Annotated in this window: 24 protein-coding genes; 15 read left to right on the top strand and 9 right to left on the bottom strand. The window is 44.5% G+C overall.

The window, feature by feature from the left end; all coding sequences use genetic code 11:
- The first annotated feature begins 15 nt into the window (after positions 1-15).
- From ACT7WV_RS20475 to ACT7WV_RS20460, 4 genes are all read left to right on the top strand, one after another.
- Positions 16-915, top strand: coding sequence for an NAD(P)-dependent oxidoreductase (locus tag ACT7WV_RS20475; RefSeq protein WP_445104662.1), 900 nt, complete (start codon positions 16-18; stop codon positions 913-915).
- 197 nt (positions 916-1,112) lie between these two features.
- Positions 1,113-1,586 carry a TspO/MBR family protein gene (locus ACT7WV_RS20470; protein WP_445104661.1) on the top strand — a complete coding sequence of 158 codons (474 nt, stop codon included), beginning with the start codon at positions 1,113-1,115 and terminating at the stop codon, positions 1,584-1,586.
- 201 nt (positions 1,587-1,787) lie between these two features.
- Entirely contained in the window at positions 1,788-3,554 is a 1,767-nt protein-coding gene (locus ACT7WV_RS20465) for a caspase family protein (protein ID WP_445104660.1), read from the top strand.
- 608 nt (positions 3,555-4,162) lie between these two features.
- Entirely contained in the window at positions 4,163-6,082 is a 1,920-nt protein-coding gene (locus tag ACT7WV_RS20460) for a caspase family protein (protein WP_445104659.1), read from the top strand.
- A gap of 65 nt (positions 6,083-6,147) precedes the next feature.
- Here the strand turns inward: ACT7WV_RS20460 and ACT7WV_RS20455 are convergent, their stop codons facing one another.
- From ACT7WV_RS20455 to ACT7WV_RS20445, 3 genes are all read right to left on the bottom strand, one after another.
- Positions 6,148-7,101, bottom strand: a complete 954-nt coding sequence (locus ACT7WV_RS20455) for a DUF1517 domain-containing protein (protein WP_445104658.1) — start codon at positions 7,099-7,101, stop codon at positions 6,148-6,150.
- 288 nt (positions 7,102-7,389) lie between these two features.
- Positions 7,390-7,611 (bottom strand): sulfur carrier protein ThiS, encoded by a 222-nt coding sequence (thiS, locus tag ACT7WV_RS20450; protein ID WP_445104657.1) that lies wholly within the window; start codon positions 7,609-7,611, stop codon positions 7,390-7,392.
- Positions 7,604-8,695, bottom strand: a complete 1,092-nt coding sequence (locus ACT7WV_RS20445; protein ID WP_445104656.1) for a thiamine phosphate synthase — start codon at positions 8,693-8,695, stop codon at positions 7,604-7,606. The genes thiS and ACT7WV_RS20445 overlap by 8 nt, the downstream gene beginning before the upstream one ends.
- Positions 8,696-8,913: 218 nt before the next feature.
- Here ACT7WV_RS20445 and ACT7WV_RS20440 point away from each other — a divergent pair, with 218 nt between their 5' ends.
- From ACT7WV_RS20440 to ACT7WV_RS20430, 3 genes are all read left to right on the top strand, one after another.
- Positions 8,914-11,220, top strand: coding sequence for a DUF1565 domain-containing protein (locus ACT7WV_RS20440; RefSeq protein WP_445104655.1), 2,307 nt, complete (start codon positions 8,914-8,916; stop codon positions 11,218-11,220).
- Between the two features lie 173 nt (positions 11,221-11,393).
- Complete coding sequence (locus ACT7WV_RS20435) at positions 11,394-11,717, top strand: antibiotic biosynthesis monooxygenase (protein ID WP_445104654.1); 324 nt, start codon at positions 11,394-11,396, stop codon at positions 11,715-11,717.
- A 130-nt stretch (positions 11,718-11,847) separates the two neighbouring features.
- Positions 11,848-13,131 (top strand): aspartate aminotransferase family protein, encoded by a 1,284-nt coding sequence (locus ACT7WV_RS20430; RefSeq protein WP_445104653.1) that lies wholly within the window; start codon positions 11,848-11,850, stop codon positions 13,129-13,131.
- Between the two features lie 224 nt (positions 13,132-13,355).
- Here the strand turns inward: ACT7WV_RS20430 and ACT7WV_RS20425 are convergent, their stop codons facing one another.
- On the bottom strand, positions 13,356-14,132 hold the full coding sequence (locus ACT7WV_RS20425; RefSeq protein WP_445104652.1) for an SH3 domain-containing protein: 777 nt from the start codon (positions 14,130-14,132) through the stop codon (positions 13,356-13,358).
- Positions 14,133-14,357: 225 nt separating this feature from the next.
- Positions 14,358-14,891, bottom strand: coding sequence for a crossover junction endodeoxyribonuclease RuvC (gene ruvC, locus ACT7WV_RS20420; RefSeq protein WP_445104651.1), 534 nt, complete (start codon positions 14,889-14,891; stop codon positions 14,358-14,360).
- A gap of 430 nt (positions 14,892-15,321) precedes the next feature.
- Between ruvC and ACT7WV_RS20415 the strand changes: the two genes are divergently transcribed.
- Both ACT7WV_RS20415 and tsaE read left to right on the top strand, forming a co-directional pair.
- Positions 15,322-16,686: a gluconeogenesis factor YvcK family protein gene (locus ACT7WV_RS20415; RefSeq protein ID WP_445104650.1), complete on the top strand. Its 1,365-nt coding sequence runs from the start codon at positions 15,322-15,324 to the stop codon at positions 16,684-16,686.
- 136 nt (positions 16,687-16,822) lie between these two features.
- The gene (gene tsaE, locus ACT7WV_RS20410; protein WP_445104649.1) at positions 16,823-17,290 is read left to right on the top strand and encodes a tRNA (adenosine(37)-N6)-threonylcarbamoyltransferase complex ATPase subunit type 1 TsaE; all 468 of its coding nucleotides are present in this window, start codon (positions 16,823-16,825) and stop codon (positions 17,288-17,290) included.
- 161 nt (positions 17,291-17,451) lie between these two features.
- On the opposite strand, the gene ACT7WV_RS20405 is transcribed toward tsaE, so the two are convergent.
- Entirely contained in the window at positions 17,452-18,426 is a 975-nt protein-coding gene (locus ACT7WV_RS20405; RefSeq protein ID WP_463424190.1) for a DMT family transporter, read from the bottom strand.
- 127 nt (positions 18,427-18,553) lie between these two features.
- Positions 18,554-19,318: a glucose 1-dehydrogenase gene (locus ACT7WV_RS20400; protein WP_445104648.1), complete on the bottom strand. Its 765-nt coding sequence runs from the start codon at positions 19,316-19,318 to the stop codon at positions 18,554-18,556.
- 351 nt (positions 19,319-19,669) lie between these two features.
- Here ACT7WV_RS20400 and ACT7WV_RS20395 point away from each other — a divergent pair, with 351 nt between their 5' ends.
- The 5 genes from ACT7WV_RS20395 (at position 19,670) to bioF (ending at position 24,176) form a co-directional block, all read left to right on the top strand.
- Positions 19,670-20,047: a DUF1823 family protein gene (locus ACT7WV_RS20395; protein ID WP_445104647.1), complete on the top strand. Its 378-nt coding sequence runs from the start codon at positions 19,670-19,672 to the stop codon at positions 20,045-20,047.
- A 298-nt stretch (positions 20,048-20,345) separates the two neighbouring features.
- Positions 20,346-20,792 (top strand): hypothetical protein, encoded by a 447-nt coding sequence (locus ACT7WV_RS20390; RefSeq protein ID WP_445104646.1) that lies wholly within the window; start codon positions 20,346-20,348, stop codon positions 20,790-20,792.
- Positions 20,793-21,148: 356 nt separating this feature from the next.
- Positions 21,149-22,726 carry a hypothetical protein gene (locus ACT7WV_RS20385; protein ID WP_445104645.1) on the top strand — a complete coding sequence of 526 codons (1,578 nt, stop codon included), beginning with the start codon at positions 21,149-21,151 and terminating at the stop codon, positions 22,724-22,726.
- Positions 22,727-22,772: 46 nt separating this feature from the next.
- Positions 22,773-23,000, top strand: a complete 228-nt coding sequence (locus tag ACT7WV_RS20380; protein WP_445104644.1) for a hypothetical protein — start codon at positions 22,773-22,775, stop codon at positions 22,998-23,000.
- A 9-nt stretch (positions 23,001-23,009) separates the two neighbouring features.
- The gene (gene bioF / locus ACT7WV_RS20375) at positions 23,010-24,176 is read left to right on the top strand and encodes an 8-amino-7-oxononanoate synthase (RefSeq protein WP_445104643.1); all 1,167 of its coding nucleotides are present in this window, start codon (positions 23,010-23,012) and stop codon (positions 24,174-24,176) included.
- Here bioF and ACT7WV_RS20370 read toward each other — a convergent pair.
- Complete coding sequence (locus ACT7WV_RS20370) at positions 24,173-24,877, bottom strand: Uma2 family endonuclease (RefSeq protein WP_445104642.1); 705 nt, start codon at positions 24,875-24,877, stop codon at positions 24,173-24,175. The two genes, bioF and ACT7WV_RS20370, sit on opposite strands and share 4 nt — an antisense overlap.
- Positions 24,878-25,103: 226 nt before the next feature.
- On the opposite strand from ACT7WV_RS20370, the gene ACT7WV_RS20365 reads away from it, so the two are divergent.
- On the top strand, positions 25,104-25,232 hold the full coding sequence (locus ACT7WV_RS20365; protein WP_445104641.1) for a hypothetical protein: 129 nt from the start codon (positions 25,104-25,106) through the stop codon (positions 25,230-25,232).
- A gap of 58 nt (positions 25,233-25,290) precedes the next feature.
- Here the strand turns inward: ACT7WV_RS20365 and ACT7WV_RS20360 are convergent, their stop codons facing one another.
- Positions 25,291-26,226 carry a hypothetical protein gene (locus ACT7WV_RS20360; protein ID WP_445104640.1) on the bottom strand — a complete coding sequence of 312 codons (936 nt, stop codon included), beginning with the start codon at positions 26,224-26,226 and terminating at the stop codon, positions 25,291-25,293.
- Positions 26,227-26,229 lie beyond the last annotated feature (3 nt).

Raw genomic sequence — 26,229 nt, 5'->3', positions numbered from 1 at the left:
AGTGGAGTTACTAGCATGCATCAACAGATTGCCTTTCTCGGACTCGGCGTCATGGGTGGCCCGATGGCGGCAAATTTGGTACGAGGCGGTTACTCAGTCAAAGCCTGGAACCGAACCCCGAAACGTCCTGGCATAGAAGTAGCAGCCAATGCTGGTGCTACAATAGTCTCCTCTATTGGTGAGGCAGTTGAGACAGCAGACATCATCTTTTTGTGTCTCAGTGATGTTCCTGATGTTGAGCAAGTCATCCTGGGAAGTCGGGGAGTTGCTGAATCGGCAAAACCGGGCGCTATATTAATTGATACTAGTACGATTGGTCCAGATGCTGCCCGCCAAATAGGAGCCGAACTTAAAAAACACAATCTACGTTTTCTGGATGCGCCGATTTCTGGTGGAGATATTGGGGCGAAAAATGGCACCTTGACGATTATGGTTGGGGGTGAGCAGCAAGATTTTCAGGAGATTAAGCCACTGCTGGAAGTATTAGGCAAAACTATTCGCCTTTGTGGGCCAGTAGGCAGTGGTCAAGGAGTAAAACTCTGTAACCAGGTGCTTGCTGCTGTTCATATGGTAGCTTTGTGCGAGGCAATGCAACTAGCTCGGCAACAGGGAATCGACCCGAATCTTATGGTCGAGGTTTGCAGTACTGGTGCTGCTGGCTCTTGGGCACTCTCTAACCTAGGGCCAAAAATCGCCGAGTCAGATTACCGACCAGGTTTTATGATTAAGCACATCATCAAGGATTTGAGGCTGGTGCAGGCAAGTCTCAACTCATCTGGTCAAGAGTTACCGGGATTGGCAATGGCACAAAGCCTATTTAAAACTGTTCAAGCCATGGATAACGGCGCAGGTGGTGAACAGGGAACCCAGGCAATGATCCGTGCTTACCAGGGAAAGCAGCCATCTGACTCATGACGACGTAGAGCACAATTCCCCATGGGTTCAATTTCATCCCTGGGGTAGTTAGCTAAAAAGTTTAGTTTCTTTATTATTGAGATAAATCCTTATCCTAGGCGATCAATCCCTTAACTAAGCCTTGTTCACGCCAATCCCTAAATTTGGGAAAATCAGTCCATAAAAATAGCCAATAAGATTTTGCACAGGTTAAGTAAATGATCAAATCTTGGATGGTAATTGGGGCAATAACCCTACTAGTAGGTTTAGGTGGTAGCTTGATAAGACCCCAAGATGCCAAATGGTTCAACCGCCTCCAACGTCCAAGATGGTTGACTTTTGAGCGAGCAATCCCTTTTATTTGGACTGTGATTTTTATCTGCGGTGCTTGGTCAGCTTACATTGTTTGGCAAAACGACCCATACAGCGCAAAAACTTGGCTGCTGATGGGTCTATACTTTTTGCTGGAACTAGTGACCATTGCCTACACACCAGTGATGTTCTTACAGCGTAGCCTTAAGGTAGGCACAATTATTGGTGGCACGGGTGCAGTTATGAGCATTATTTTGGCACTTCTGGTTTTACCTATTTCTCTTTGGGCGTTTTTGTTGTTGTTGCCTTACGTAATTTGGAGTCCCATTGGCACTTACGTCACTTGGAAAATGATTCAACTGAATCCAGAAGCCGCCTAGAAGAACCGCGCTACTCTCTTAATCAGTCAGTACTTCTCAAGATTTAAACTTTTTCCTGAAGAGTTGCATTTTCCACAGGATATAACAGAGAAAAGCATAGAAGTTAACTACTAGGGTGTAATCATAACCATATTTCAGAGGCTGCACTAGCAGTAGCGATTCTAGATGGTGCAAAAATTGTAGCGATATAGGTAATTGCCCATGGTGAAGGTGGCACTACTGATTGGCATCAGTGAATATGGGCCCGGATTGAACCCACTTCCTGGGGCAATTGAAGATATTGAAGCAATGGAGCGAGTGTTGCAGCCGTCAGAGGCTGGCGGTTTTGACGAGGTAAGAACCCTGTCCAATCCTAACCCTCCAGTGATGCGCAAGGCGATAGAAAATTTGTTTTTTGGTCGCAGTGCAGATGACTTAATATTGCTGTTTTTCTCCGGCTACGGTCTTGTTGATCAACGCGGTAAACTTTACTGGGCAACCTGCATCACTTCTCGAAACTCCAAGACCGATTTGATTAAGATAACTACGGTTCCTGCTAGCTTAGCGCAAGAACTCATGAGCAATAGCCCCTGCAAGCAGCAGGTGATAATTCTAGAGTGTGCTTTCAGCAGCGCCTTTGCTAAAACAATGACGGCAAAAGAGGATGGCGCTGTAGACATTAGCATTCCGCTGGCTAGTAATGGCAAGGTAATCCTTTCCTCTGCGAGTGCGACTAAGTATTCCTTTGAACCAGAAAATTCTGACCTTTTGGTTTACGCTCGTTACTTACTCGAAGAACCAGAACAGAAAGCGGCGACTCAACTCAATGAAGCTTTGATAATAGTTGAACAGCTACACGATTACACTTGCCACAAACTTCAAGCAGCAGCCTTAATAGTAAAGCCAGACAATGCTATCCCCGTAGAACCTCAAACTTTGCCAGTTTCTCTACCACTGGAAGAGCTTAAGCAAAACTATCGCCAAGAAGTTGAGCTTTGGGCAAGTCACGGTGAGATTTCTCAAGCTGGTCGTTATATCTTAAATACCTTAGCTCAAAGTTGGCAGCTCACTCCTGAAGAATGTGACTCTATCGAAGCTGAAATCCTCAAAAATTATCTAGAGTATCAAGAAAAATTGCTGCGATATGAGCAGGAATTGCAAACAGCACTCCACAGCAATTCCCCTCTAAGTTTTCCCAATAGTGAGAATTTAAGTCATCTGCGACAATCTCTGGAAATTAAAGAGGAAGATATCGCACTAATTGAAGCACGTGTTGCTCGACAAATACTAAAGGCTGCATCTCCTACTTCTCAAGAAAACGCTAAAAATTCAAAATCAACTAATAGTGCTAGCGAAGTCAAAGAAGAACCTCTTAGGGAGAGCATAATACCACTAGCAGAAACAGCAACACCAGAGGGAGAAGCCACTCAGCTTGATTTTGCTATTCATTCCTCATCTAATCCGCAAGAACTACCCACTAACACTGCTACCGTTTCCACTTTGCCCAAGCAATTTCTTCTGGGAATAGGAATTGGAGGAAGCTTAACAATTCTAGCTCTGATGTTCGATCTTTCCCATCAGGTATTGGTCAAACCTGTTGCTAATTTAACTCGTTTGCTATTATCACCACCTCAACCCTCATTAATAAACTCTGGTGGTATAAATCTTGACCAAGGCTTTAATTCTAAAACTACTTCTTCTAATACCGCGACTTCGCCAAATCAGAAAACTTGCTCAGTTGTGGTTAACGGAAATTTACGCTCTGAGCCTGCTTCTTTTCGACCTAATCTGATCAAATCTGTTGCCAGAGAGCGGCTTCCGGTGACGGGTAAGCAGACAGAAGGAGGCTGGATAGAGGTGAAGTTGGATAATCACAGGTTAGCTTGGGCGCACCGACAAATTATCTCAGATGCTCAAGATATAGATTCCTGTATCTTGAAAAATGGTCTAGTTCCGGAGATAGTCCCCGATATTAATCCTGGGTTTTAGGTAATCAGGGGCACAAAAATAAACTTTAAATAGAGGCTTTTTTTTAAGAGATAATTTTCCTATATATACAAAGGATAATTTTTGATTATCTAGAGTTATTATTTGACCGTTTAAATCTAAGCTTTTCTGCTTTACCGACCCATAATAATTTTTTGATGGATACCTGGCTTATTAAAAACAGTTAAAAGTTGTTATGTTGTTTGCAAAGAATCTTTAAAGATATAGGTTTATTTAACTAATCGCCCTGTTAAAGATCTACAATGGGGAAAAGTGTAAAGTGATAGAATCATCTATTATTGGTAATTTTAGAAATTTTGACTTAATAATTTATCCTTTTAAGGTAATTCCTTTCGGTATCATCTTAAAAAGAAAAAATTAACCGAGCAATTTCTTCTCGAAGATATTTATACGTGACTTTTCCCTATTTCTTTACACAAGATAAATCAATTTCAAAAAATTAGGTCAGGGATGTAGCAGTCTTAAATAATTTATGAGAAAAATTAACTAAAGATGCACAAAAGAGAAGCGATGAAGTTTTCACAACTTCTCTAAGATTGTTATCAAAATTCAGGCAGTGCATTAATTTGTAGTGGTATAGGTAATCACAGATGGCAAAGGTGGCACTGCTAATTGGTGTCGGTGAATACGGATCTGGCTTAGATCCACTTCCTGAAACCCTCAACAATGTTGAGGCAATGCAGAGAGTTTTACGTAATTCAGAAATCGGTGGTTTTGACGAGATCAAAACGCTTCTTAATCCTAATCCTCCAGTGATGCGGACAGCGCTGGAAACTTTGTTTGCTAATAGCACTACAGATGATCTCGTGCTGCTTTTTTTCTCCGGTCATGTTGTTCTCGATGAGAGCAGTAAACTTTACTTAGCAACTTGTATAACTCGTCAAACTCCCAAAGCAGAACTGATCAAGGTAAGTTCTATTCCTGCAAGCTTAGTAGACGAATTGATGAACAATAGCTCCTGCAAGCAACAGGTGGTTATTTTGGACTGTTGCTCAAGCAGTTTATTGACTCAGGCAAGTACAAAGAATGGTAGTAATATAGATATCAATATCAATAGCCACCTCGGTGGTAGAAGCCGATCGCTCCTGAGTTGTTTAAGAGCTACACCATCCTTCTGTGAGCCAGATGAAGCTCCTATTTCAGTCTACACTCGTTACCTAGTCGAGGGTATGGCAACAGGGGTGGCGGATCAGAATAATAACGGTCAAATTTCTGTTAGGGAGCTCCATGATTATGCTGGCGACAGAGTGCAAGCAGCAGCACCAGCATTAAAGCCAGAGTTCTATTCATCTTTGGCGGAAGATAAAATATTGTTGGCTAAAGCACCAACCGATGACCTTAAGTTAAAGTATCGCCAGGAAGCCAAACTCTGGGTAAGTGATTCAGAGATTTCTGCCACTGGTCGTTATACTTTGAACTCATTAGCTAGTAGTTGGGGGTTAACGGTTCAAGATTCTGTAGCTATTGAAGCAGAAGTCCTTCAACCCTTTCGGGAATACCAGAAGAATTTGCAGCGATATGAGCAGCAATTAAAAAAAGCATTCCGTCAGCACTCTCCTTTGAGTCTCCAAAATAGAGAAGACTTAAACTATCTTCAGCAATTTCTAGGACTGACAAATGAGGATGTAAGATCAATTGAAGAACGATTAACTCAAAAGTTAAAAACTAATGCCTTCTCTGAAGACGATTTTTCCGAGCAAGTAACCTCAGAGACTGAAAGCGAATTAAGTGAGAAATCCTTAACTGAAGTTACTTTACTACCAGAGCCGAGAACAATACTAACAGAGGATTCTTCACAGCTACCGAGAGATGACTCGACAAAGCCTCCCTCAGTTTCTAGTTCTTCTAATAGTTCAGCATCATTAGAGGAGACAAACCAAGCCAAGGAAGAAACTATAACAGAAAAGGGACTAACCTCAGAGTTCAGACAAATTACCCCAGCCGAACTCACCAATCCCCCTCCCAGCATCGCTGCTGTGCGGCCCCAAAATTCGTCTACTAGCTCTAATTCTAGTTCTAGTGCTAGTTTCTCGAAAAAATCCCTGTTAGTGATAGGAATTGGAGGTGGTTTAGCTGCTATTGCCTTAGCGATTGGTTTCTCTAACCGTGCGTCGCTAACACCTCCAGAAGAATACCCAGAGATAGTTGCATCTCCTACGCCATCATCCTCTCCTGATTCTGCATCAATAACATCTCCGACACAAACTCCAGGAGAGAACAGTTCTAGTATTAACGCTTCTCCTAGTCCTCAACCGTCACCAGAGAGTAAAATTTGCTCAGTCTATGTTAACGGCAACGTGCGCTCCCAGCCTACCTCTGCTGAAGATAATGTTGTCACATCCGTGAAAACTGAGCTACCCCTAACCGGAAAAAGGACATCTACTGGCTGGATGCAGGTTAAACTTCCTAGCTACCAATTAGCTTGGGTACACCCAGAAGTTATCTTGGATCAACCAGCAATAGACTCTTGCTTAGCTGAAAAAGGAATAACTATCAAGGTAGTTGAGTAGTTGATCGTATTTCCTAAAAATAGGGTAGGTTTTCCTACCCCTAAAATTACCAAGCCGGCAAAACTCTAGACCAACTTCAGATCCGGATAGCCAGCCATGATATCGTCTGAGGTTAGAGTATCGCCTTCTGCTTGTGGTGTCCAAAGGACTTCTACGGCAAGTAAGCGATCGCTAGAAACACCGCCCATCTGACGCAAGGCTTGATTAAGGTCATTTAAGCTGTTGATTGTCGGTAATTCTAGCTTGCCCTCAGTAGCTGCCAAAATGGTGACGACAATGTATTCACTTGGCGCTTGGGTTGCTACCATCTCTCCACTGCTCTCAGATGCAGTAGTGGTACTACCCTGTCTAAGTTGGTTATTAAAGTTCGAGAGAGTTTCTTCAGTAAATTTGCTGCGCTCAGCTAATGAGAACTGATTGAATTTAGCTTCTGCTGCTTCAAGACTAGTCTGTTGAGAGGCTGTGGCAGCGTAAACCCAGTATTCTGGGTGACGTAACAAAGCTAGGGTAGACTCTTGTAAGACTTGTGCTCTACCAGCAGCAGAACCTGTATCAGCCGTACGAGCTAAATCATTGAGTTCTTTTTGCAGATTACGGGCGTCCGCTAACAAACCAACTTGCAAGCTTCCTACAGAAACCTTGGGATTGCTATAGCCATAAGAGCCACCTTCGCCTCCTTGACTAACACGGCGGAAGCTTTGTACCAAAAAATTGGCGATCGCAAAGAAGATCAGGATACCAAAAAGACCACCAAATCCCCCGAAGCCGAAAAAGGGCAACAGAAACGGAAATCCGAATCCTCCTCCTCCATACCCATAGCCGCCACCGGGCGAGCGATAACCGCCACCAGGAGGGGAGTAGGTACGACTAGGTGCTCGGAAGGAGCCGCCGCCAATCCGTCCGCCACTGCGAGCGGCGAGGGCATTACCAGCGTTACCCAGCACCAGGGTAAAGATCAGCCCAAAGACGAATAGGGATTTCAAAAGTGGTTTGATTTTTGAGAAAAATTTGTTATGCATAATAAAATGGTTGCTCTCTAAGCGGAAATACACTTTAGTGGCTCTAGTAGCTCATAAGATTCGGCTACTGGCTAGTCTTAAGGCAGAAAGCCGAACTAGTTCAAGCCCCACATCTGGTGACCGACTTAATTCCAATTTACAGTCAACCCTTACTTAATGAAGTATCTCGCTGGCCGTGATTCCCGATGAGGATACCCGTACCCTGGGAGAAATAGAGGTTAAATTTTGGTGTAGCGCAATTAGGAGACAAGGGGGACAAGGAATCGCCGAAAGTCCCCAACCATGCCTTTAACCACCCCCGACAATAGTGACAATTTCCAACTGATCACCTTGTTTTATTGGCGTTTCTGACCAAAACTGCCTGTGGAGAATTTCGCCGTTGTACTCAACTGCTACTAGGCGCGGATTTAAGCCCAACTGTTCTAGTAGCTGAGGTAGCAGAGTTTGAGCACAGCAACTGCAAGACTGACCGTTAACTTGAAGAGTAATTTGATCAGTGTTGTTAGACATAGGACTGAGGGAAGTTAGTTTCAAGGCGTCGGAGGGTTTCCATGCGAGTGAGTTCGGAGAGGAAATACTGCGTAACTAAAGTAGGCTGCTCTGCCTGCATAATGGCACGGACAACTGATACTCTCTGAGCACCAGCACTCAGGACTTCGTTGAGGTTGTTAGAGTCAATTCCCCCAATGGCAAACCAGGGAATCGGGGAGTTTTCTGCTGCATACTCTACATATTCTGTACCAGCAGCGGATTTACCTGCTTTGGTGGGCGTTTCGTAGACAGGGCCAACACCAATGTAATCGGCACCTTCACTAATTGCCCGCTGCATTTCATCAGGGTTAGTGGTGGAACGACCAATCAGGCGTTGTGGCCCCAATAGCTGACGTGCTAGAGCGATCGGTACATCCTGTTGCCCTAAATGGACGCCATCGGCATCTACTGCTAGGGCTAAGTCCACTCGGTCATTCATGATAAATAATGCACCGTAATGATGGCATAACTGGCGCAGTTTATGGGCATGAGAGAGTCTCTCCCCGTCATCGGCTGCTTTTTCCCGGTACTGTAGGATAGTTAATCCACCTTGGAGAGCCGCTTCTACTGTAGCAAAGAGCCTTTCCGAATTAGAGGTAATTAGGTAAAGCTGCGATCGCATCAGTTGCTGATGACGGCGGGATGCTAACAAATTACTCTCAATGGTATAAACCCGGTAGCGCATTTGTTTACATGCCGCTCCCATTTCCGGTTTGTAAAGCTTGCCATATTCCTCTAGTACCCGCAGCGCTTCTTCTACACGACAAAGATTTGCCTGTAGCAACTGCTGGACACTAGAGCGATGTTCTTCGCCGGGATGAGTCAAATCAGTACCTGGATCTCCTGGGGTATCCCGCCATTCCCTAAGTTCTTTGCTATGCAAGCTGGCTAATTCTTGTCGCATTTGCTTGCACTCATTCGCCATGGGAGCGCTATTAAGACCAAAGCGGCACCATTCTTCAATTATGCGCAAACCTTCTCTAGCTCTGTCTAAATTAGCGTCTAGAATGCGGTAAATAGCTGGCGCTTGCCATCTGATAAGACTGCTGTACTGATCGCTCACCTTTGAACTACTCCATTACTTTTTCATCGTAACAGGGTGGGTGTTGGTTTCTTACTTATTAAGCTTGCGCTGTTCAGTAGATTTCACCCAAGGGATAAATACCACTGAATACAATCTTGTTTATACCCAAAATTAAGTTTTATCGTATCCTCTAAGATTAATGGATCCTGTTTTTGTCAAACTTGAGCAAAAGCAGAAACACATGTAGGGTGATCAGAATGCTAAATTCGCGAGCATCGCAATCATCACCAAGAGTCGAAGCTGGTAATCACGGCTCCTTCTTGCCTCCAACATCAGAGGCGGGAACTCAGAGGGTGTTTGCAGAAGGGGAACTTGAGCAATACTTATTTAAACTACCTTGTCGCTTGCGCCTCCTGAGACAAACCACCCCTAACCGTTGTCAGGTAGTTGTGTTTCAGCAGTTGTGGCGTTGGTGTGTCGGTAGTTGCAGTATCTTGCTGGGGTCAGGATTGCTCACCATTGCCTCCCTTGGGTGGGAAGTTCCAAGGGCTGAGGCACAGTTAACTGTGACTCAGAGTCCCCAGAGCCAGAGTACCCTAACCAAATCAGAAGTCGAGGTGTTGCTTGTCAACCCAGTCACAGGAGACGATACCAATGGCAAAGGTACAGAGCAAGAGCCTTTCCGAAGCATCACTCAAGCATTGCAAGTAGCTAACTCTAACACGGTGATTTTGCTCTCTCCTGGAGTCTACAGCACACAAACTGGTGAAATCTTCCCTTTGAGATTGAAGCCCGGTGTCACAATTCAGGGCAATCCCCGCACCAGGGGTCAGGATGTAGTTATTCAGGGAGGCGGTAGCTTCAAAAGTCCCACTGCTGCTCGCCAGGATATTACGATTCTGGGAGCTGATCAAGCAGGCTTGAGGGGAGTCACAGTGGTCAATCCCAATAAGCAAGGCTATGGGCTATGGATTGAATCAAGCTCTCCCCTGATAGTAGACAATACTTTTACCGGAAATATCAAGGGTGGAATTTCCCTGAATGGGGATAGTGCACCGACGATCCGTAGTAACTACTTTTACGACAACGGCGGCAATGGAATCACGGTTAACGGCACCTTGCAACCGGAAATGCGGGAAAATGTCTTCGAGGATAATGGTTTGGGGACAGGTTTTGCTGATAACTCAGTACCCCAGTTAATTGGTCATCACCTAGTCAGTAACCACAACGGAGAGGTGATTGAGAGCAATGCTCAGTCAGGCTTAGTTAACGCTTTGAGAGCAAATTCTGAGCCAGAGAAACTTGCAGCCAGCTCCCCCTCGCCGTCTCCTGCTTTAGAAACGCTGGCAGAACCAAGCGACAATCAGCTTCGTGAGCAGAATCTATCCCAGAGCAACACTCAAGTCCTCAAAGCAACTATTATTAATTTTGGTGAGCAGCTTGACGAGATTACTCAGAGCAACGTTGATTTGACGGAAACCGAAAATCTGACCAGTCAGGTTACAGCCGAGGAAACAAATCGTCAATTGCCCTCGCCAGCGACTTCAAGAGAGCCGTCAACTCAGTCTGAGAGTTTGCCCCTGAACTCAACAGAAAATGTACCAGAGGCACTGGTTGCTGCACCCACAACCAACGAAGCTAGTATTTCAGAACCAGTTGTTGCTACCCCTGAGAAAGCTCCGGCATCAGCAGATAATTCTTCTGATCCGGCAGAGAATACTCTGGAAACCCTCACCAAAAACGAAGTCTTTGAAGCCCAACCAGTGGCAGAAGTAGAACCGGAAACTGCTGCTACCATCTCTGCGGCATCCTTTCCTGTTCCTTCCCTGCTGAGTTCTGAAACAGTAGCTACAGCTTCGAGAACAGATGTAACCTCAGCAACAAACAGTTCAATTACTGAAGCCTCCACAGGGAAAGAAGCTGTTCAGGGAAACCTAGAGGCTACCTTGTCTTCCGGAGAAGCTGTGGACGAACAAACCAAAGTGATTGAATTCCACCAACCACTGCCATCGAATTCTCTTCCCAGCTCAGGGGACACTCAAACTACTGCTTCTCTGGCTGAATCGACACTAACCCAGAACGACGCTCCCCAGGCTCAAGGAATTCCGATTCCCGTGCCATCGCCTAACTCTACCACTGTAGAATCGACTCCTAAACCAACAGAACCGCCTCGGGCCAGCACCACAGAAAATCAAAGCAACCCTCCCCCATCCGAGTTAGACCAATCTGGGCCGATTTTAAATCCCGATCCCCAGTCGGATTCAGCAGAGCAAAATTTTCCAAGAACAGACTCAGTACCAGTTTTCAATGATAGTAATCAACAGCTAGAAAATAATGACACTCGAACTACACTACAGGGGCTGCGTTACCGAGTTTTAGTGCAGGCAAAGGGCGAAGAACAGCAAAATTTGCTAAAATCACTAATTCCCGATGCCTTCCGTACTGTTGTGAATGGACAAGCCATGATGCAAGCCGGAATATTCAGCACTCGTGAGACTGCCGATCAAGTTTGGCAAATGCTCAACAGCAAAGGTCTAAATGCCACTATTGAACAACTAGAATGACAAAGTTACTTGAGCAGATGGAGTTGGTTATAGCTAGTAGTTAAGCAATACTCCAGAGTAGTTGATAGCTGCCCATGGTACATACCACCCCTGCTTATTTAACGACAATAAGGAGCGATCCCAGTTTTATAATTCACTAGATTCTCTCCCAATCTTCTGCAAAGGAGGCAACTATGATGGAATTTCTAGATTTTTTGAAGCACAAATTTGCCTATGTCGCTATTGGGGAATTCAAACCAGGCAAGTTTGAAGAAGCCGAACGACTCTTTGAAAAAGCTGTATCAACCTACGGGCAAGGTTTCAAAGGGGCATATCTGCTGCAAGAGCCTGGAACTGATAAAGCAATTGCCATAATTCTTTGGGAAAAGCTAGAAGATATGGAAGCTAATAAAAGCGAGACTTACCAGACCATTTTGCATCAGATGTCCCATTTGTTTACTAAGGCACCAACTACTTCTTTCTATGAAGTTTGTAGCGAAATTAAAGGTTCAGATTAGCAATACTAAGAAGAGGTAAGAGCCGATTTTGCCGGAATCACTCTTTGTTTATTGAGTCTTTAACAGAGGAAGTTTTTTATACTTCCTAGTAAGATTCCAGATTAGGATTAAGAATTACGAGGATGAGCCAGTGACCATCGAAACTCTCGTTGAGAATCCCTACATTCAGGCAGAGTCAGGATCTGAGGTATCTGTACCCTTCGACCAAGCTGAATTTGACGCCAACGTAATGGGTACTTATGGGCGTTTTCCCATCGCCCTAGATCGGGGTAAAGGTTGCCGTGTCTGGGATACTGAAGGGCGCGAATATCTCGACTTTGTAGCGGGAATTGCTACTTGCACTCTTGGTCACGCACACCCTGCCATGATCGAAGCAGTAACGCGGCAAATCCAAAAGCTGCATCATGTTTCTAATCTTTACTATATTCCAGAACAAGGAGAGTTAGCTAAGTGGCTAATTGAGCATTCCTGCGCAGATCGAGTATTTTTCTGCAACTCTGGGGCAGAAGCCAATGAAAGTGCTATAAAATTGGCGCGCAAATACGCTCACACGGTTTTAGATATCGAGAAGCCAGTAATTTTGACGGCAAAAGCCAGTTTCCATGGACGAACCCTAGCGACGATTACAGCCACGGGTCAGTCTAAGTACCAGAAGAACTTTGACCCTTTAGTGCCTGGGTTCCATTATGTGCCTTATAACGATATCAAGGCAGTTGAGAATGCGATCGCCGATCTTGACGAAGGCAATCAGAGAGTGGCAGCAATTTTGCTGGAAGCCTTGCAGGGAGAAGGCGGTGTCCGTCCAGGAGAGCTAGATTACTTCCTGCGGTTGCGTAAAATCTGCGATGATACCGGCATTCTTTTAATGCTAGATGAAGTGCAAGTCGGCATGGGTCGTACCGGCAAATACTGGGGGTACGAAAATCTGGGGATTGAGCCAGATATCTTTAGCAGTGCAAAAGGATTGGCGGGTGGTATTCCCATTGGCGCGATGCTTTGTAAGCAGTTCTGCGACATTTTCGAGCCTGGTGAGCATGCTAGTACCTTTGGTGGTAATCCCTTTGTCTGTGCAGTCGCCCTCTCCGTGGGTCAGACATTAGAACAAGAAGATATTCTGCAAAATGTACAGCAACGAGGTGAACAGCTACGGAAAAGATTGCGAGCGATCGCGGTTCAGTATCCTGAATTAGTTGCCGAAGTGCGTGGCTGGGGTTTGATTAATGGTATGGAATTAGCCGCAGAGACAGAACTGACTTCCATAGATTTCGTCAAAGCTGCAATAGCAGAAGGATTATTGCTGGTGCCAGCCGGGCCGAAAGTTATTCGCTTTGTACCACCGTTAATTGTTTCAGCAGAGGAAATAGAACAAGCAGCACAAGTTGTTGAACGAGTGATGGCAGCCTCGGCATCTTGAAGAAAAAAACTGCTGTGATCGCAGTTTAGGGCAAAAGGGGAATAGCAGAAGTTAGCAAGCGTCTGCTGACGAGGGATTGCCTGGTTATTGAGCATTCAGGAAGTTTTGTCCCTCTAGATAATGGAAAAGGGCGAGGTCTAGCTGTCGCCCTTTCCTGGCGCTTTTGCCCAAGGCATCTGAGCTCGCTACAACTAACAATTGGTATCTAGACCAACCAAGTAACCTTAATTACAAGAAAATCTAGGGCTTAAATTCCCTTCGGGACGCCCGGTAGTAACCCATCCGGCAGTAGGTTCCGAGATTTTAGTCCATCCACGCCCATCAATTTTACGGAAATCTGGGGGATCAGAAAGCTTAATTCTGGTGTTGAATGCTAGTCCACTCAGCCTCTGAGATTGAAGATTCGGTTCACGTCGGATGGCTAGACCTTCAGTATATTTAACTGTCTGGCAAAGTTTTCCTTCGCTGGTTGAAACTTCTGGTTTAGTTGGAGTTTGTGGTCTAGGTGAGGCTTCTGGTTTAGCGGTGGTTTCTGTTCTGGTTGAAACTTCTGGTTTAGCTGGAGTTCGTGGTCTAGGTGGGGCTTCTGGTTTAGAGGAAACTTGTGGCTTGGCTGGAAGGGCAGCACTGTCGCAAAGTTTAAGATATCTGGCTATTACATATCCCCTTACAGGAGAACTAACTTGTATCCAACCATAGGCACCTTGACCAAAAAGAGTCACTTGTTGGTCGGGTTCTAGCGTTGCCAGAGTTTTACTTTCAAAGGAAACTGTAGGAGAAGAGAAAATATCAATTAACCTGTTAGCCGCGCGGCACTCTCCAGTCAGATTTTTCGCTAACTGAGACTGATTCTGAAGTGAGGTTGACTCTGATTCTTGAATGGTGTTGGCTACATTAGTAGTGGTGACAGATGTACTAGCTGTCAAACTCCAAAAAATACTGACAATTAAAACTAAACTACAGAGGGCAGCAAACTTGCCCCTCGTCCTAATATTCTTCATGCAGTTAACTCCTCATCTCACCGAATTATTTATTTTAGAGACTTCCTGAGCTAACAAAATCCAAGCGCCAGGATAGATTTTTTATCTTGACCTACCGATATAAATCATTGAGCAATCTATTTCTAGGTCAAGAGGTTCTCAGATAGTCAGTGTTTTGGAAGTCTTTTAAGTCAGATACCATAGAAGAAATATTTGCGCAAACCCCAAATTCTCACGAACAAACTACTAGTCTTGATGAAACCAGGCGGTAATTGCCACGGCTAAGGCATCAGCCGCATCATTTGGCTGGGGAATACTCTCCAAATTCAACTCTCGCGCTACCGCTTGCTGCACTTCGTACTTGTCGGCATTGCCATAGCCGGTTAATGCCTGCTTGACTTGAGCAGGAGTAAACTCCACTATAGGCACATGATGTTGTGCTAAAACCAACATCAAGACGCCCCGTGCTTGAGCAACACTAATCGTGCTGCTCATCCGGTAGAAAAAGAGTTTCTCAACCGCTACGAGATCTGGTTGCAACTGCTTCATTAGGGTGTGTAAATCTTCATAAATTGTACAAAGTCGCGATCCGATTTCTGTACGAGCTGGTGTCTGGATGACTCCAAAATCCAGTAACTGTAATGGCTGAACTACTAACTTTGCTTCTGACTTAGCAACACTAAGAGCTACTCCTGTCTCTAAAGCGGCTGTTGGGCAAGCAATTGCCCCAAACCCTAAGATTGCTAGTCCTGGATCAATCCCCAAAATTCGCTTTTCCATTTGCCTTGCTACTGGAAATGCCTTTCCTTGTTTAATAACTTAAATGATTACCAATCATCAGTTTTTTGAGTGCTATCGATTTCGCAGATGGGGTTTTGACCTAAAAACCAGTCTATTTTGCTCCAATCTATTCTGGTGGACACCCGCTCACTGCTAATTAAGTAACATGACAACTTTAACAACACAAAACTCGTTCAATCCCAAAGACTCGCTAGTACTTACGTCTGCAAGATACTCTTTTCCCCAGCAGAGGTGCTAGTATGACCGCTTGGCAAAGCTTCTTTGTTAGCATTAGCTGCGGTGCTGTCTGACTTACTTTCGGCACCAAAGTATAGCAGAACAAAATTATAGTTAGCGTATCTACTTGAGTGATTTCATTGTGCTTGGTTAAAGTCTATCCAGTTTTTTGTTCCTCTGACTTATATCAGTAATGTCCTCAATCAGTCTTTTTAAAAGAGTCCTACGTACCCTAAAAAATGAATCAAAGGGTAGGACACCCCGGCGAGTCAATCGGTGGTTTAAGTGGCTACTTCCTGGATTGTTCGTGAAACGCTGGTTGCTCTTAAGTGCGTCTGGTGTATTATTGACCAGTCTAGGGTTGGCTATTTGGGCAAAGCTGACCCCGATTTTCTACTTAATTGATCTAACGGCTTGGGTTCTGGAGCGGATTGCGACAATTATCCCTAGTTACGTTTCTGGACCAGTGGCGATTATCTGTGGTTTTGTCTTAATTTTCTGGGGGCAAACCCGGACTGTTGGCTCAATTACCGAAGTGTTAAAACCCCATGGAGACAAAGAACTCATTGATGTTCTCATGGATCATCGCCGACTTAACCGGGGAGCAAAAATTGTTGTTGTTGGTGGGGGAACAGGACTCTCAACCTTGCTGAGAGGACTTAAACTTTACAGTGCTAATATTACCGCCATTGTGACTGTGGCAGATGATGGCGGTTCTTCTGGGCGACTGCGCCGAGAGAATGGAGTACTGCCACCAGGGGATATTCGCAACTGTTTGACAGCATTAGCAGATCAAGAGAAATTGTTAACAGAATTATTTCAATACCGCTTTAAAGCAGGTAGTGGTTTAGTAGGTCATAGTTTTGGCAACTTGTTCCTAACTGCCATGAGTGATGTAACTGGCGACTTAGAGCAAGCAGTAGCGGCAAGTTCGGAAGTATTAGCAGTACGAGGAAGAGTACTACCCGCAACCCTCAGTGATGTTTGCCTCTGGGCAGAATTAGCTGATGGGCGTCGGATTGAGGGAGAGTCTAATATTACTGAGGCTAAAAACGTTATTAAAAAGATTGGTTGTACTCCAGAAAATCCACCAGCTTTACCTGCGGCCCTCAAGGCAATTAAGGAAGCCGATTACATCATTGTTGGGCCCGGTAGCCTCTATACCAGTATCATTCCCAATCTGTTGGTGCCAGAAATCACCGACGCGATCGCTTCTCGCTCTATTCCTAGTATTTATGTTTGTAATATTATGACTCAACCGGGGGAAACTCAGGGATATACTGTTGCCGACCACATCCAAGCTATTGATGAAGCCTGTGGTGGTAAGCAGTTGTTTAAAGCCGTATTAGTGCAGCGCAAAACCCCCTCAGCACAATCTTTGATTAACTATGCCCAAGTAGGTTCTCATCCTGTTTTTCTTGACCGAGAAGCAACTGCTACTTTGGGGCGTAGTGTTGTTTTGGCGAATGTGATGGATGAAGATAAAGACACCAATTTAGTACGGCATAATCCCGAAAGGCTAGCGCGGGTGCTACTACGGTGGTACAGTCACACTTGATCTTTAGGTTGCAGGTTGCCAGTGGAAATGGGTAGAAGTTTGACGAACACTAGATTTGACAGCGAAAGTATTCTTTTTTGACTACTTAAGTTCAATTTCTTAACCTGTAACTTTAAATTAAAAATCCAGAGCATTAATGACTAAAATTTTGTTAGCAGATGCTGGGGCAATGCGATCACTTGGTGTTATTCTGGGGCAGTCTCTATCTGCCGGTAGTGTAGTTTTACTGGAGGGAGAGTTAGGCAGTGGTAAAACGACCCTAGTTCAAGGTATTGGTGAGGGTCTAGGTATCACTGAGTCGATTGTTAGTCCTACCTTCACTTTAATTAACGAGTACTCAGAAGGGCATTTGCCTCTCTATCACTTAGATTTGTATCGCTTAGAACCCAAAGAGGTAGCAGCCTTAAACCTGGAAAGTTACTGGGAAGGAATAGATTTTCCGTCAGGAATTATGGCAATTGAGTGGGCGGAACGTTTACCGTACGAACCGCCCAGTTATCTATATATTCGTTTAACCTATTCAGCTAATAATGGACGTCAGGCTAATCTGGATCCTGTCGGTGGGTTTGATTTTAGCAATTTAGAAAAGAGGCTGTTGAGCTAACAACTAATACTCATAATCTTTAGTAGTTTCTTTCCCCAATCTTTGAGTTTATCGGTACTGTTGGTCAGAAACCTCAATCGAGAATTAGCAAACCCTTTACGGCATCACAAAAAACTTTTATAGTAGTTCTTGTTTTCTCTGGGCGACTTCTTCCCGACCTTTCAAGCGGCGGAGAAATCAACTACAGCTATAGCCACCCCCAGCAGCAAAACTACTGCGCCTAATAACACCCGCATTCCTGGCACTTCGTTAAAAATCAAGTAGCCCAGAAAACTAGAACCCACAGGCTCAAATAAAATAGCCAGAGTGACAATAGTTGGAGCCATCCAGCGCACTGCCCAGTTGAAGCTGGTATGTCCTACCACTTGAGACACCACAGCCATCAAAAAAATATAAAAGTAAACTGCGACTGGATAACCAAGGTAGCCGGAACCGAAAAGTAGAGGCAAAGGTAGAAGTACTAATGCCCCAGTACTATAGGCAACAGCCACATAACCACTGATACCTAGACCTCGGCTTTGGGCTTCGCGGCCTAAAAGCAGGTACAAACTTGCCATTCCTGCTCCTAAAAGGGCCAAAAAGTTACCTAAAGGTGGATTGCTCCCCAGGCTAAGTACTCCCGTATCTCCGACAGCAATCAACAGGCCACCGCCCAAGGCAATGCCAATTCCCAGAACTGTCTGCCTGGTGGGTTTCTCTTTTAACCACAGCCAAGAAAGCAGCGCTACCCAGATGGGATTGGTTGTTACCAGAGTAGTTGAGGCAACAATTGAGGTGAAGGAGAGCGAGGTAATCCAAGTAACAAAATGTAGGGCTAGACAGATGCCAGCCGCAGTAGCATAGCGTAGGGCTCCGGGACTTAGTTGGGTTGGTTTTAAGTGCTGCCAAGCGGGTAGTAGTATCACAGAAGCGACGGTGAGACGGGAAGCTGACAGAAAAAGGCTAAATCCTATTCCCCTAGCTAAATTGCTACCGTCTTGAGTGGTAGTGGCCTCCATTGCTAGCCGCACAAAAATCGCTGCCGTAGACACTGCCAAAACTCCGATGAGTAAGACCAATCCTACTTGCCAGCGAGGTGGCGGCTGGAGAAGTCTCATGGGAGTTGCCGACAATTCCACAGGGTTTTTCTCCTCCATAGCAATTCCCCTTGAATTATCAGAGTATCCATCTTTATCTCTTGTCCATCTGGGGTTTTTCTAATCAGCCATCTAGGGCTGCTCTAGAAAGAATCGCTTTCTCTCTTCTCTTGTCGGCATTGCAATTTTACAGATAAATCATCTTTCTAGTCATCCCACCATCTACGATAAAATTTGCCCCCGTAATGAAATCCGATTCCGGAGAGGCTAAATAAAAAGCCATGGCCGCAACATCTTCTGGCTTGCCTACACGACCTACAGGATGTTGTTGGTAGTCTTGCTGGGTTAGTTGAGGTTCTTGGCGAGAAGCTTGCTTTTGCCAATCTTGGACGGCAATCCAACCAGGACTAATGCAGTTTACTCTAATCTCTGGGCCTAAGCTATTAGCTAGGGCATGAGTGAAGGCCACAATACCACCTTTGGCAGTAGAATATGCTTCCGTGTGGGGTTCTGACATCAAGGCTCTTGTTGAAGCAATATTGATGATTACGCCCTGATGATTCCGCAGATATGGGACAGCATATTTAGTACACAGAAAGGAACCGGTCAGATTGGTGGCAATCAAGCGATTCCAGCTTTCTAGGCTCAATTGCGTGATTGGCGCGTTCTCTGGATTAGCAATGGCTGCATTGTTGACGAGAATATCCAGTTTACCGAACAATTCTATCGTTTTAGCGATCGCCTGCTTAACCGTTTCTTCACAAGCAATATTGGTGTATACGAATCTAATCTTACCTAGGTTACTATACTCAGCTTCTGTTTCTTTTCCCGCTTCTTGATCAATCTCAGCAATGACAACAGTCAGTCCCTCTTTAAGGAATCTCTGGGCAATCGCCTTGCCAATCCCTTGACCGCCGCCAGTAATCAGGGCTACTTTTCCAATTAAGCTCATTAATCTGTTAAGTTTTTCAAGTCATCTCTTGCAGCCAATAAGAATTCTTGACCAGAATCCTTGGTTAAACTGCTACAAAGCGATTAACCGCAAAGCCAATCCAACGAAACTCGACGATTAACACTTTAGGTTGTGCTTTATAGCTTATCGGAAAAATCAATTTGAGACATATCGGACTACAGAGGCAGACAGCTAAACACAGATATTTTGTTAAATTCAGGCTAATCAGAGATTTTTTCCGATAATTTCTTATTAGTTGCTATTTCTTGACCTGTTTAGCATTCACTGAGCCAAGAGTGAGGCTTCCGGTAAATTAACTAGCAACTGAGACCTAACAAATAACAACGAATTATGTCTGAGCTACCGCCGCTAAATACTGAAACCGTTTTGGCAATTGTCAAAGAAGAAATAGATGACGAGACGGTGAATAAGCTGCTCTGGCGCTGTCTCGGTTATCGCTATGATGCAACTACCTCGCAATGGGATGCCACAGGAGTTTCTCCTGAATGGCGGCAGACTTATCCAGAGCCACCAGACTTCATTGACAGTCGCCCTGCTACTGTAAAACTCACCCGCTCAATCCCTGCGGAAAAGAAACAACTATTGAAAACACAGTTGGGTTTCAAAGGTTACAAAATAGGTGAATTCAGCCCTAGGCAGGCTCGCAGGGCTACAGCAGCAAATTGGTTATTGAGTTATTTGCAAGAGGCTGGTTTAACACCAAAGTGAGTTTACCAATCTGGGAAGTAATAGTTCAAATTGAGTAAATTACAGAGAAAAATGAAAGTTTCTTCATCCTGAAGAGCAAGTTTTTTAGGTGAGAGTCATCTTCCAGAAAAGCCAAGCAAGATTTACTTCGTTAATCAACAGCTACCTACTTCGACAGATATACTGACTATTCCTCCTCTTGATTGATGAAACTTTTAGTTAAAAGTGGATAAATAAAAGAATCAATGCAGTCAAAACTAACAAAAAATAGGTAATTCTTTTGGTTATCCACACTGATTCTTTTTCGGAGGAGGAAGCAATGCTGTTAAATAGACGAAAGTGGGAGGCAGTTAATACGGAGGTCAGCCCCTCGGATGTTAATACGACTTCTCACACCACCTATGCAACCCCTAATGCCTACCAGTTGCATACGCTGGATAATCCTTTGCCAAAAGGTCACTACAGGCATACTAGCGGTGTGTTCCAACATCCTCAAGGAACAGAAAAGGCGCTGCGGAAGCTACAGTTAGCTGGTTTTCCGATGAACCAAGTTGCTGCAGTGATACAGGAAGCTCAGTCTCACTTTAAGCTGACTAGTGCAGATTTTCCTGATTTTCCTGATGGTGAAACTGCTATAGCTAGTAGTTTTTCAGGCAGAATGACTAGTTTAATCATCATCAGTGGCACTAAGCCAGAAATCCGTCATGCTGAAGCACTCCTCACTTCTACCGAGATTGGCAAAGAAGAGGAATACCACACTCTCTAGATAGGCTCAAATTGATAGTAAAACCGCCCCGTGTGATCAACAAATTTTTCCCAAACATCGCTTTTAAATTCACTTAAATACTGACCAAGGCTTTAATTCAGGAGAGGAGCAATAGCCGATGAACAAGTTTATGACAACCTTGATGCTCAGCGGCACTCTTGTGTTCGATAAAGTTCACAATAAAATCCGGTAAATTAACAATTGTTTAACAATTGCTAGGATTGTCTAAAATACAGATATAATTTAACCGCCTATTACTTACACATAAGTAGTAGACGGTTTTTTTAGGGGTGATCTAACAACTGTTAAATGTTTATCCCTTACTATCCTATTAATGTTTTAGCTTATAAACTGTCATGAAATTTACGGTTGTGATTGTTGGCTTAGCTACATTACTTAACGGTTGTACCAATCCAACTAATCCAATTAACGAGGAGTCAGTTCAAACAACTCAAATAAGTCAAACAAAGAAATGTCCAGAATCACCATCAGTTTTACCAATTAAATTATCAGAAAATGAAGGTTGGTATGACCGTTTTGAGTATCAAATAAAAGAAGTTGTAGCTAACGAAGAGACTATTAAGTTTCAAACCCCCAAGTATGACTTTGTTTTCTGCCGAGACAGTAGTAGTTGGACTGTGAACTCAGGCACTCTTGCCAGTGAAAAATCAGTAATTGAGGCAACTGACCCTGCTTACGAAACAATTGAATTAGACGGCAAGAGTTATCAATATCGGGTAGTCCTCGACCCCAATCCCCTGCCAGATTTTCAGGTGGAACCAGAAAAAGTTGTTTTTGAGTTAATTACGCCGGATAGTGAGCAGCCTCAAAATCATACTCTTTACACCCTTGAAGAAATGAAGCAGGCTCAGGCAGGAGAGCAGTTGGGTCTGCCTCGCATCACAGCCGCTCTCAGTTACGATAATCGCCTTTTTTGGACTGTGGCTTCAGAACAAGGAGAAGGAAACGGTGGCATTGCGACAATTATTAATTACGATCCTCAATCTGATCAAGTCGCACTGATACAGCCGAAGGAAATTAAGGGGCAACAAATTACCGACTTAGTAATTGCTGGAGAACCCAAAAACCCCACTTTTTGGATGGCAACCCAACTCAGTGGAGAAGGAAATCCCGACCTTCCAGGAATGGGACTAGTTGCTTATCTGCCTAAGTTAGCAGAGGAGCAATTAGACCCCGTGAGGTCTTACGATATCCGCAATAGTCCCATAATAGGTGCAATTCCTGAGAAGCTACTGTTGGAAAAAGACAAGCTTTGGGTCGGTACTGGCAACGGCATCTGTCAGGTGCAATGGCAAGAGGCGAGTAGTTCTAAAAGTTGGTCTTGTTGGCGATTTGCCCTAATGGCAAAACTGCCTAGGGAAGGAATGCCTCTCCACAGCACGCTATTTAGCGAGACATCTGCTGCAACTGTTGAAACAACTACTGGGCCAGGAAGCGTCGAAGTCTTATGGTGGTCTCCCTTAAACTCCGAGACTGGAAAAGGTCGCTACGAGGTGAGATATAACAAGGGTTTTACCGTCGCCTTAAATGATCAAGGGGCAAGTGTTTGGTCGGGGCCTGTTGATAAGTCATCAGAGGCATTGCCTGCGGTTGATTGGGTTGGTAGAGAGTGGCATTGGAGAGGTGATCAATTCGTTCGAGGATTTGATGCAGTTGCCCTTAACCAGGTTGGAGGTGGTCCCATGGGCATTGGCTCAAATCAAGTAGATACTGGAGGTCGAATTGATTGGAATACCATGCGTGGTGATTTGGAAATACTTAATCTCAGTAAAGATGCTACTGAAATTAAGTACCATTCTGGCTGGGTTGAGGATAGCTTACTTGAACCGTATTTAACAGTAGCGCCTCAAGAACCCCTACAAAATTATCAACTTAACCCCCTAAAAGCTGTAGCTAATAAACTTAAGTCCTAGGCAGTTTAAAGTTAGAGAATACTGAGCTTGTCTTAGGAGAGTCGTTATGGGACTTGAGCGAAAAATGTGGAGGGGAATGTTCGCCCCTGGAAAAATAGTCCAACTCAGACAGGTGTGTTTCACGCCGGGAAGGGTGTTTCAGCCGGGAAGGTATCTAGTGGGTGAATTGCCGGATATTGCCTTTGAAATGGGTTTAGTAGAAGAAGCGCCCCCAGTTAAGGGCAAAAATGCTCAAATACAAGATATTGAACCTCCCCCAGAAACCGAGTCCTAAATATCGACAATGCCAACTGATCCTTATGCTTGGCTAGAGCCATCACTAGCGACAATTCACCGTGCTAACTGGTATCGTTCAGTGCAAACGCTGCAAAGCCTTCCTGGTGCGGTGGTGCAATTAGCAGGACACGAGGTGATCAATTTTGCCAGCAATGACTATTTGGGACTAACTGGCGATCAGCGCTTAGTCCAAGCAGCAGTGGCAGCTACCAGAGAATGGGGAACTGGTAGCACTGGTTCTCGCTTGCTCAGTGGCCATCGAGCATTGCATCGGCAGCTAGAAAAAGCGATCGCTTCTCTTAAACAAAGCGAAGATGCCCTAGTATTTAGCTCTGGTTATCTGGCTAATTTGGGAACTATTGCTGCTCTCGTGGGGAAGCGTGACTTGATTCTGGCTGATCAGTACAATCACTCTAGTCTGAAGAATGGAGCAATTTTGAGCGGTGCGATGGTACTCGACTATGGACACTGTGAGATGGAAGAGTTGCAAAAAAAGCTAGCTCAACATCGGCAAAACTACCGCCGTTGTCTGATCACCACCGACAGTGTTTTCAGCATGGATGGCGATCTTTGTCCGCTACCGCAGCTATTAGCGATCGCCCAAGAATTTAGCTGTATGTTACTAGTTGATGAAGCTCATGCCACTGGAGTTTTAGGGGCTACGGGCGCTGGATGCGTAGAACATTTCGGCTACACGGGAGAGGCACTCATTCAAGTGGGCACCCTTAGTAAAGCTTTGGGCAGTTTAGGCGGCTACGTGGCTGGTTCAGCTGCCTTAATTGACTTCCTACGCAATCGCGCCCCTAGTTGGATTTACACTACTGCTTTATCCCCCGCTGATACAGCAGCAGCATTGGCAGCAGTTGAGATTGTCCAACAAGAACCAGAACGCCGAGTCCAACTGAGTAGGAATGTAGATACTCTTAAGCAGCTAGTACAAAAGCAACTGCCTAATCAGCGGCTTTTACCGTCCGAGTCACCAATTCTTTGCTTGCAATTAGCCAGTGCAGCAGAAGCGATCGCTATTGGTCAAAAATTGAAAGCTGCTGGTATCTTTGCCCCAGCCATCCGCCCTCCCACAGTTCCCACTAGTAGAATTAGGATTTCCTTGATGGCAACTCACGAGTTAACTCATCTTCAAAAATTAGTAGATAATTTAAGTAAATTGACTTAAATCTCTGGTTCAATTCCAGCTGCCCGTAACTGAGCTGCCAATGCTTCAGCTCGTTGTCGTTCCTGCATCACTGACTCTACTCCCCACGGCAATATTTGTCCATTTCCGTACCACCAACGCAACCAGTAGCCCGTGCGGTTTCCCTTAGTTCCTTGCCAAGCACCTAGCCATAGACCCAGTGCCTCAATTTTATAACGATCATCAGCATTGGGCTGTTGCAGTTCATAATGCCCAGAATCATTTAGTTGATAAACTTCTAGCACTCCTTGTTGCGGCTCAAAAATGGCATATTGCGGCACTTGCAACACTTGCTCGTAAAAGAACCATTTACCAGGAGGATAAGTCGGTTTGACTGAATATTCGTCTCCCTCTGTTTCTGAGAGAAACTCGATAAGAATAACCGGAATTTCTCCTTGTAGTTGTGGTGTGTAGCGGCGATGGACTTTTTCTCGTGAAACCCAAATACGAGGCACATACATCCAGTCTGGGTCTTTGACGACAATTTTACTGTTTAAGGTGGCACAGATACCGTAACTAGTGGTGACTAGCCCATTCTCTGGCAACTGTCCTGCTTGTTCTAAACTGTCACTCAACGCGGCTGCTAATAGGGGTTGATCTATGTTGTCCACTGGTTCATTGGGTAAGGGAAAATCATCAGGTAGCCTCTCCCAACTGATTGTGTAGCTTGTGGTGATGGGCATGGTGCATGTTCTCCTATCCCGTTAACCCTACCGTAGATACTGATTAGCTGACAACAGCAATGCCATCGTAGGATGTACGTTAATGGAGCGCTTTCATGGAAAATAGGGGTGTAGGGAGAATATAAAAATGCGATCGCCTAGCATTTTTTAGGTTTCTGTTCAGGGAACTAATGGAATAACAACCTGATGAAACTATAGTGCTATTAAAGATAGGAAATTCCCTAATATGAACACCATTATCCTAACTTTAGAATCCATAATCAATCTAACTAAGGAAGTTTTACTTGTTCCTCGTCAGTTATCGGGGGAGGATGTACTGCCAGATTTTATGCTGGATTTGACGGGGATTCTTTGACAAAAAGCGATAGCCTACTGCTGAAGGCATTTAGCAAAAAACCTTGCCAGTTTTAGGACTACAAAATTTTTGAACCAATGTAACCAATGATTATCTTTCCTTGCTGTGATTCGGGGAAAAAGTAGAGCCGCCCAGGTCCTGGTGTCATGCGAACATGCAAGCTGAACAAACGCTCTTGTCCATCAGGACATTTAATATTTAATTGCTCTCTAAATTGCTGTAACCTAGACTTACTTTCCGGAGAGGCTTTACTGGGAATACTCTCTAAATCAAATGCTCCATCTGTCCAATTTTTGCAGCATTCCTCAAGCTCAAATAAGCGTTTTACAACCTGTCTTAAAATGGGATTGCCATTACCAAGACTTTGCATCTGCTTGCATACATCTTCACAGAATTTCAAGCTAGGAAATAATTCTTCCTTTCGATTCCATAGTTCTTGACCATTAAGGACTGCTGTGTGGATACGATTTTTAATCCAATCAGCATTTTCCTGTACATGATGTCTACGACTAGCATGAGGAATTTTTACATATTCCTCGATTAATTCTTCGTCTTCAAGTCTTGTAACTGCTAACTCTAAGTAGCTGCAATCCCATCTTGTTTCGGAATTTAAGCTGACTGGTATTGCATCACTAACTAGAGCAAAACAAAGTCCTCTTGCTTCCTCTGCTTGATAAAAAACGTCAGACAAATCGAAATTACTTTTTATTTCTTCAGCAGCATCTGTCCAAAAGGGAGCTTTTGCTGTGAGAGTTCTAAAAAAACTACGTTCTTCTCTATTTACTGTATTATCGTTGCGCCAACGAGCCACGGGATAGCCTGGTGCGAGTTCGATAGTGTTGATATCGTTAGAAGTACGAAGTATACGCTTCACACCACTAGAAGTTGCTTGGCGAACAGTACTCATTAGCTCTGACATTAATTGGCGTGCTGTTTGTTCGTCAGAAGTGGGAGTACGCAGGGAGAGTTCATTCAACACCATTTCTAAATCCATATT

It is taken from the genome of Symploca atlantica LB2515, from assembly GCF_052546295.1.
Note: the sequence above shows the minus strand (reverse complement) of the source record. Positions and strands in the feature narration are given on the sequence as shown.

Coding starts and splice junctions, on each gene's coding strand:
- ACT7WV_RS20470 (WP_445104661.1), top strand. CDS start 1,113: ATGATCAAATCTTGGATGGTAATTGGGGCAATAACCCTACTAGTAGGT.
- ACT7WV_RS20465 (WP_445104660.1), top strand. CDS start 1,788: ATGGTGAAGGTGGCACTACTGATTGGCATCAGTGAATATGGGCCCGGA.
- ACT7WV_RS20460 (WP_445104659.1), top strand. CDS start 4,163: ATGGCAAAGGTGGCACTGCTAATTGGTGTCGGTGAATACGGATCTGGC.
- ACT7WV_RS20390 (WP_445104646.1), top strand. CDS start 20,346: ATGCTGTTAAATAGACGAAAGTGGGAGGCAGTTAATACGGAGGTCAGC.
- thiS (WP_445104657.1), bottom strand. CDS start 7,611: ATGTCTAACAACACTGATCAAATTACTCTTCAAGTTAACGGTCAGTCT.
- ACT7WV_RS20475 (WP_445104662.1), top strand. CDS start 16: ATGCATCAACAGATTGCCTTTCTCGGACTCGGCGTCATGGGTGGCCCG.
- ACT7WV_RS20440 (WP_445104655.1), top strand. CDS start 8,914: ATGCTAAATTCGCGAGCATCGCAATCATCACCAAGAGTCGAAGCTGGT.
- ruvC (WP_445104651.1), bottom strand. CDS start 14,891: ATGGAAAAGCGAATTTTGGGGATTGATCCAGGACTAGCAATCTTAGGG.
- ACT7WV_RS20405 (WP_463424190.1), bottom strand. CDS start 18,426: ATGGAGGAGAAAAACCCTGTGGAATTGTCGGCAACTCCCATGAGACTT.
- ACT7WV_RS20385 (WP_445104645.1), top strand. CDS start 21,149: ATGAAATTTACGGTTGTGATTGTTGGCTTAGCTACATTACTTAACGGT.
- ACT7WV_RS20395 (WP_445104647.1), top strand. CDS start 19,670: ATGTCTGAGCTACCGCCGCTAAATACTGAAACCGTTTTGGCAATTGTC.
- ACT7WV_RS20455 (WP_445104658.1), bottom strand. CDS start 7,101: ATGCATAACAAATTTTTCTCAAAAATCAAACCACTTTTGAAATCCCTA.
- ACT7WV_RS20360 (WP_445104640.1), bottom strand. CDS start 26,226: ATGGATTTAGAAATGGTGTTGAATGAACTCTCCCTGCGTACTCCCACT.
- ACT7WV_RS20400 (WP_445104648.1), bottom strand. CDS start 19,318: ATGAGCTTAATTGGAAAAGTAGCCCTGATTACTGGCGGCGGTCAAGGG.
- ACT7WV_RS20380 (WP_445104644.1), top strand. CDS start 22,773: ATGGGACTTGAGCGAAAAATGTGGAGGGGAATGTTCGCCCCTGGAAAA.
- tsaE (WP_445104649.1), top strand. CDS start 16,823: ATGACTAAAATTTTGTTAGCAGATGCTGGGGCAATGCGATCACTTGGT.
- ACT7WV_RS20370 (WP_445104642.1), bottom strand. CDS start 24,877: ATGCCCATCACCACAAGCTACACAATCAGTTGGGAGAGGCTACCTGAT.
- ACT7WV_RS20435 (WP_445104654.1), top strand. CDS start 11,394: ATGATGGAATTTCTAGATTTTTTGAAGCACAAATTTGCCTATGTCGCT.
- ACT7WV_RS20425 (WP_445104652.1), bottom strand. CDS start 14,132: ATGAAGAATATTAGGACGAGGGGCAAGTTTGCTGCCCTCTGTAGTTTA.
- ACT7WV_RS20415 (WP_445104650.1), top strand. CDS start 15,322: ATGTCCTCAATCAGTCTTTTTAAAAGAGTCCTACGTACCCTAAAAAAT.
- ACT7WV_RS20365 (WP_445104641.1), top strand. CDS start 25,104: ATGAACACCATTATCCTAACTTTAGAATCCATAATCAATCTAACTAAG.
- bioF (WP_445104643.1), top strand. CDS start 23,010: ATGCCAACTGATCCTTATGCTTGGCTAGAGCCATCACTAGCGACAATT.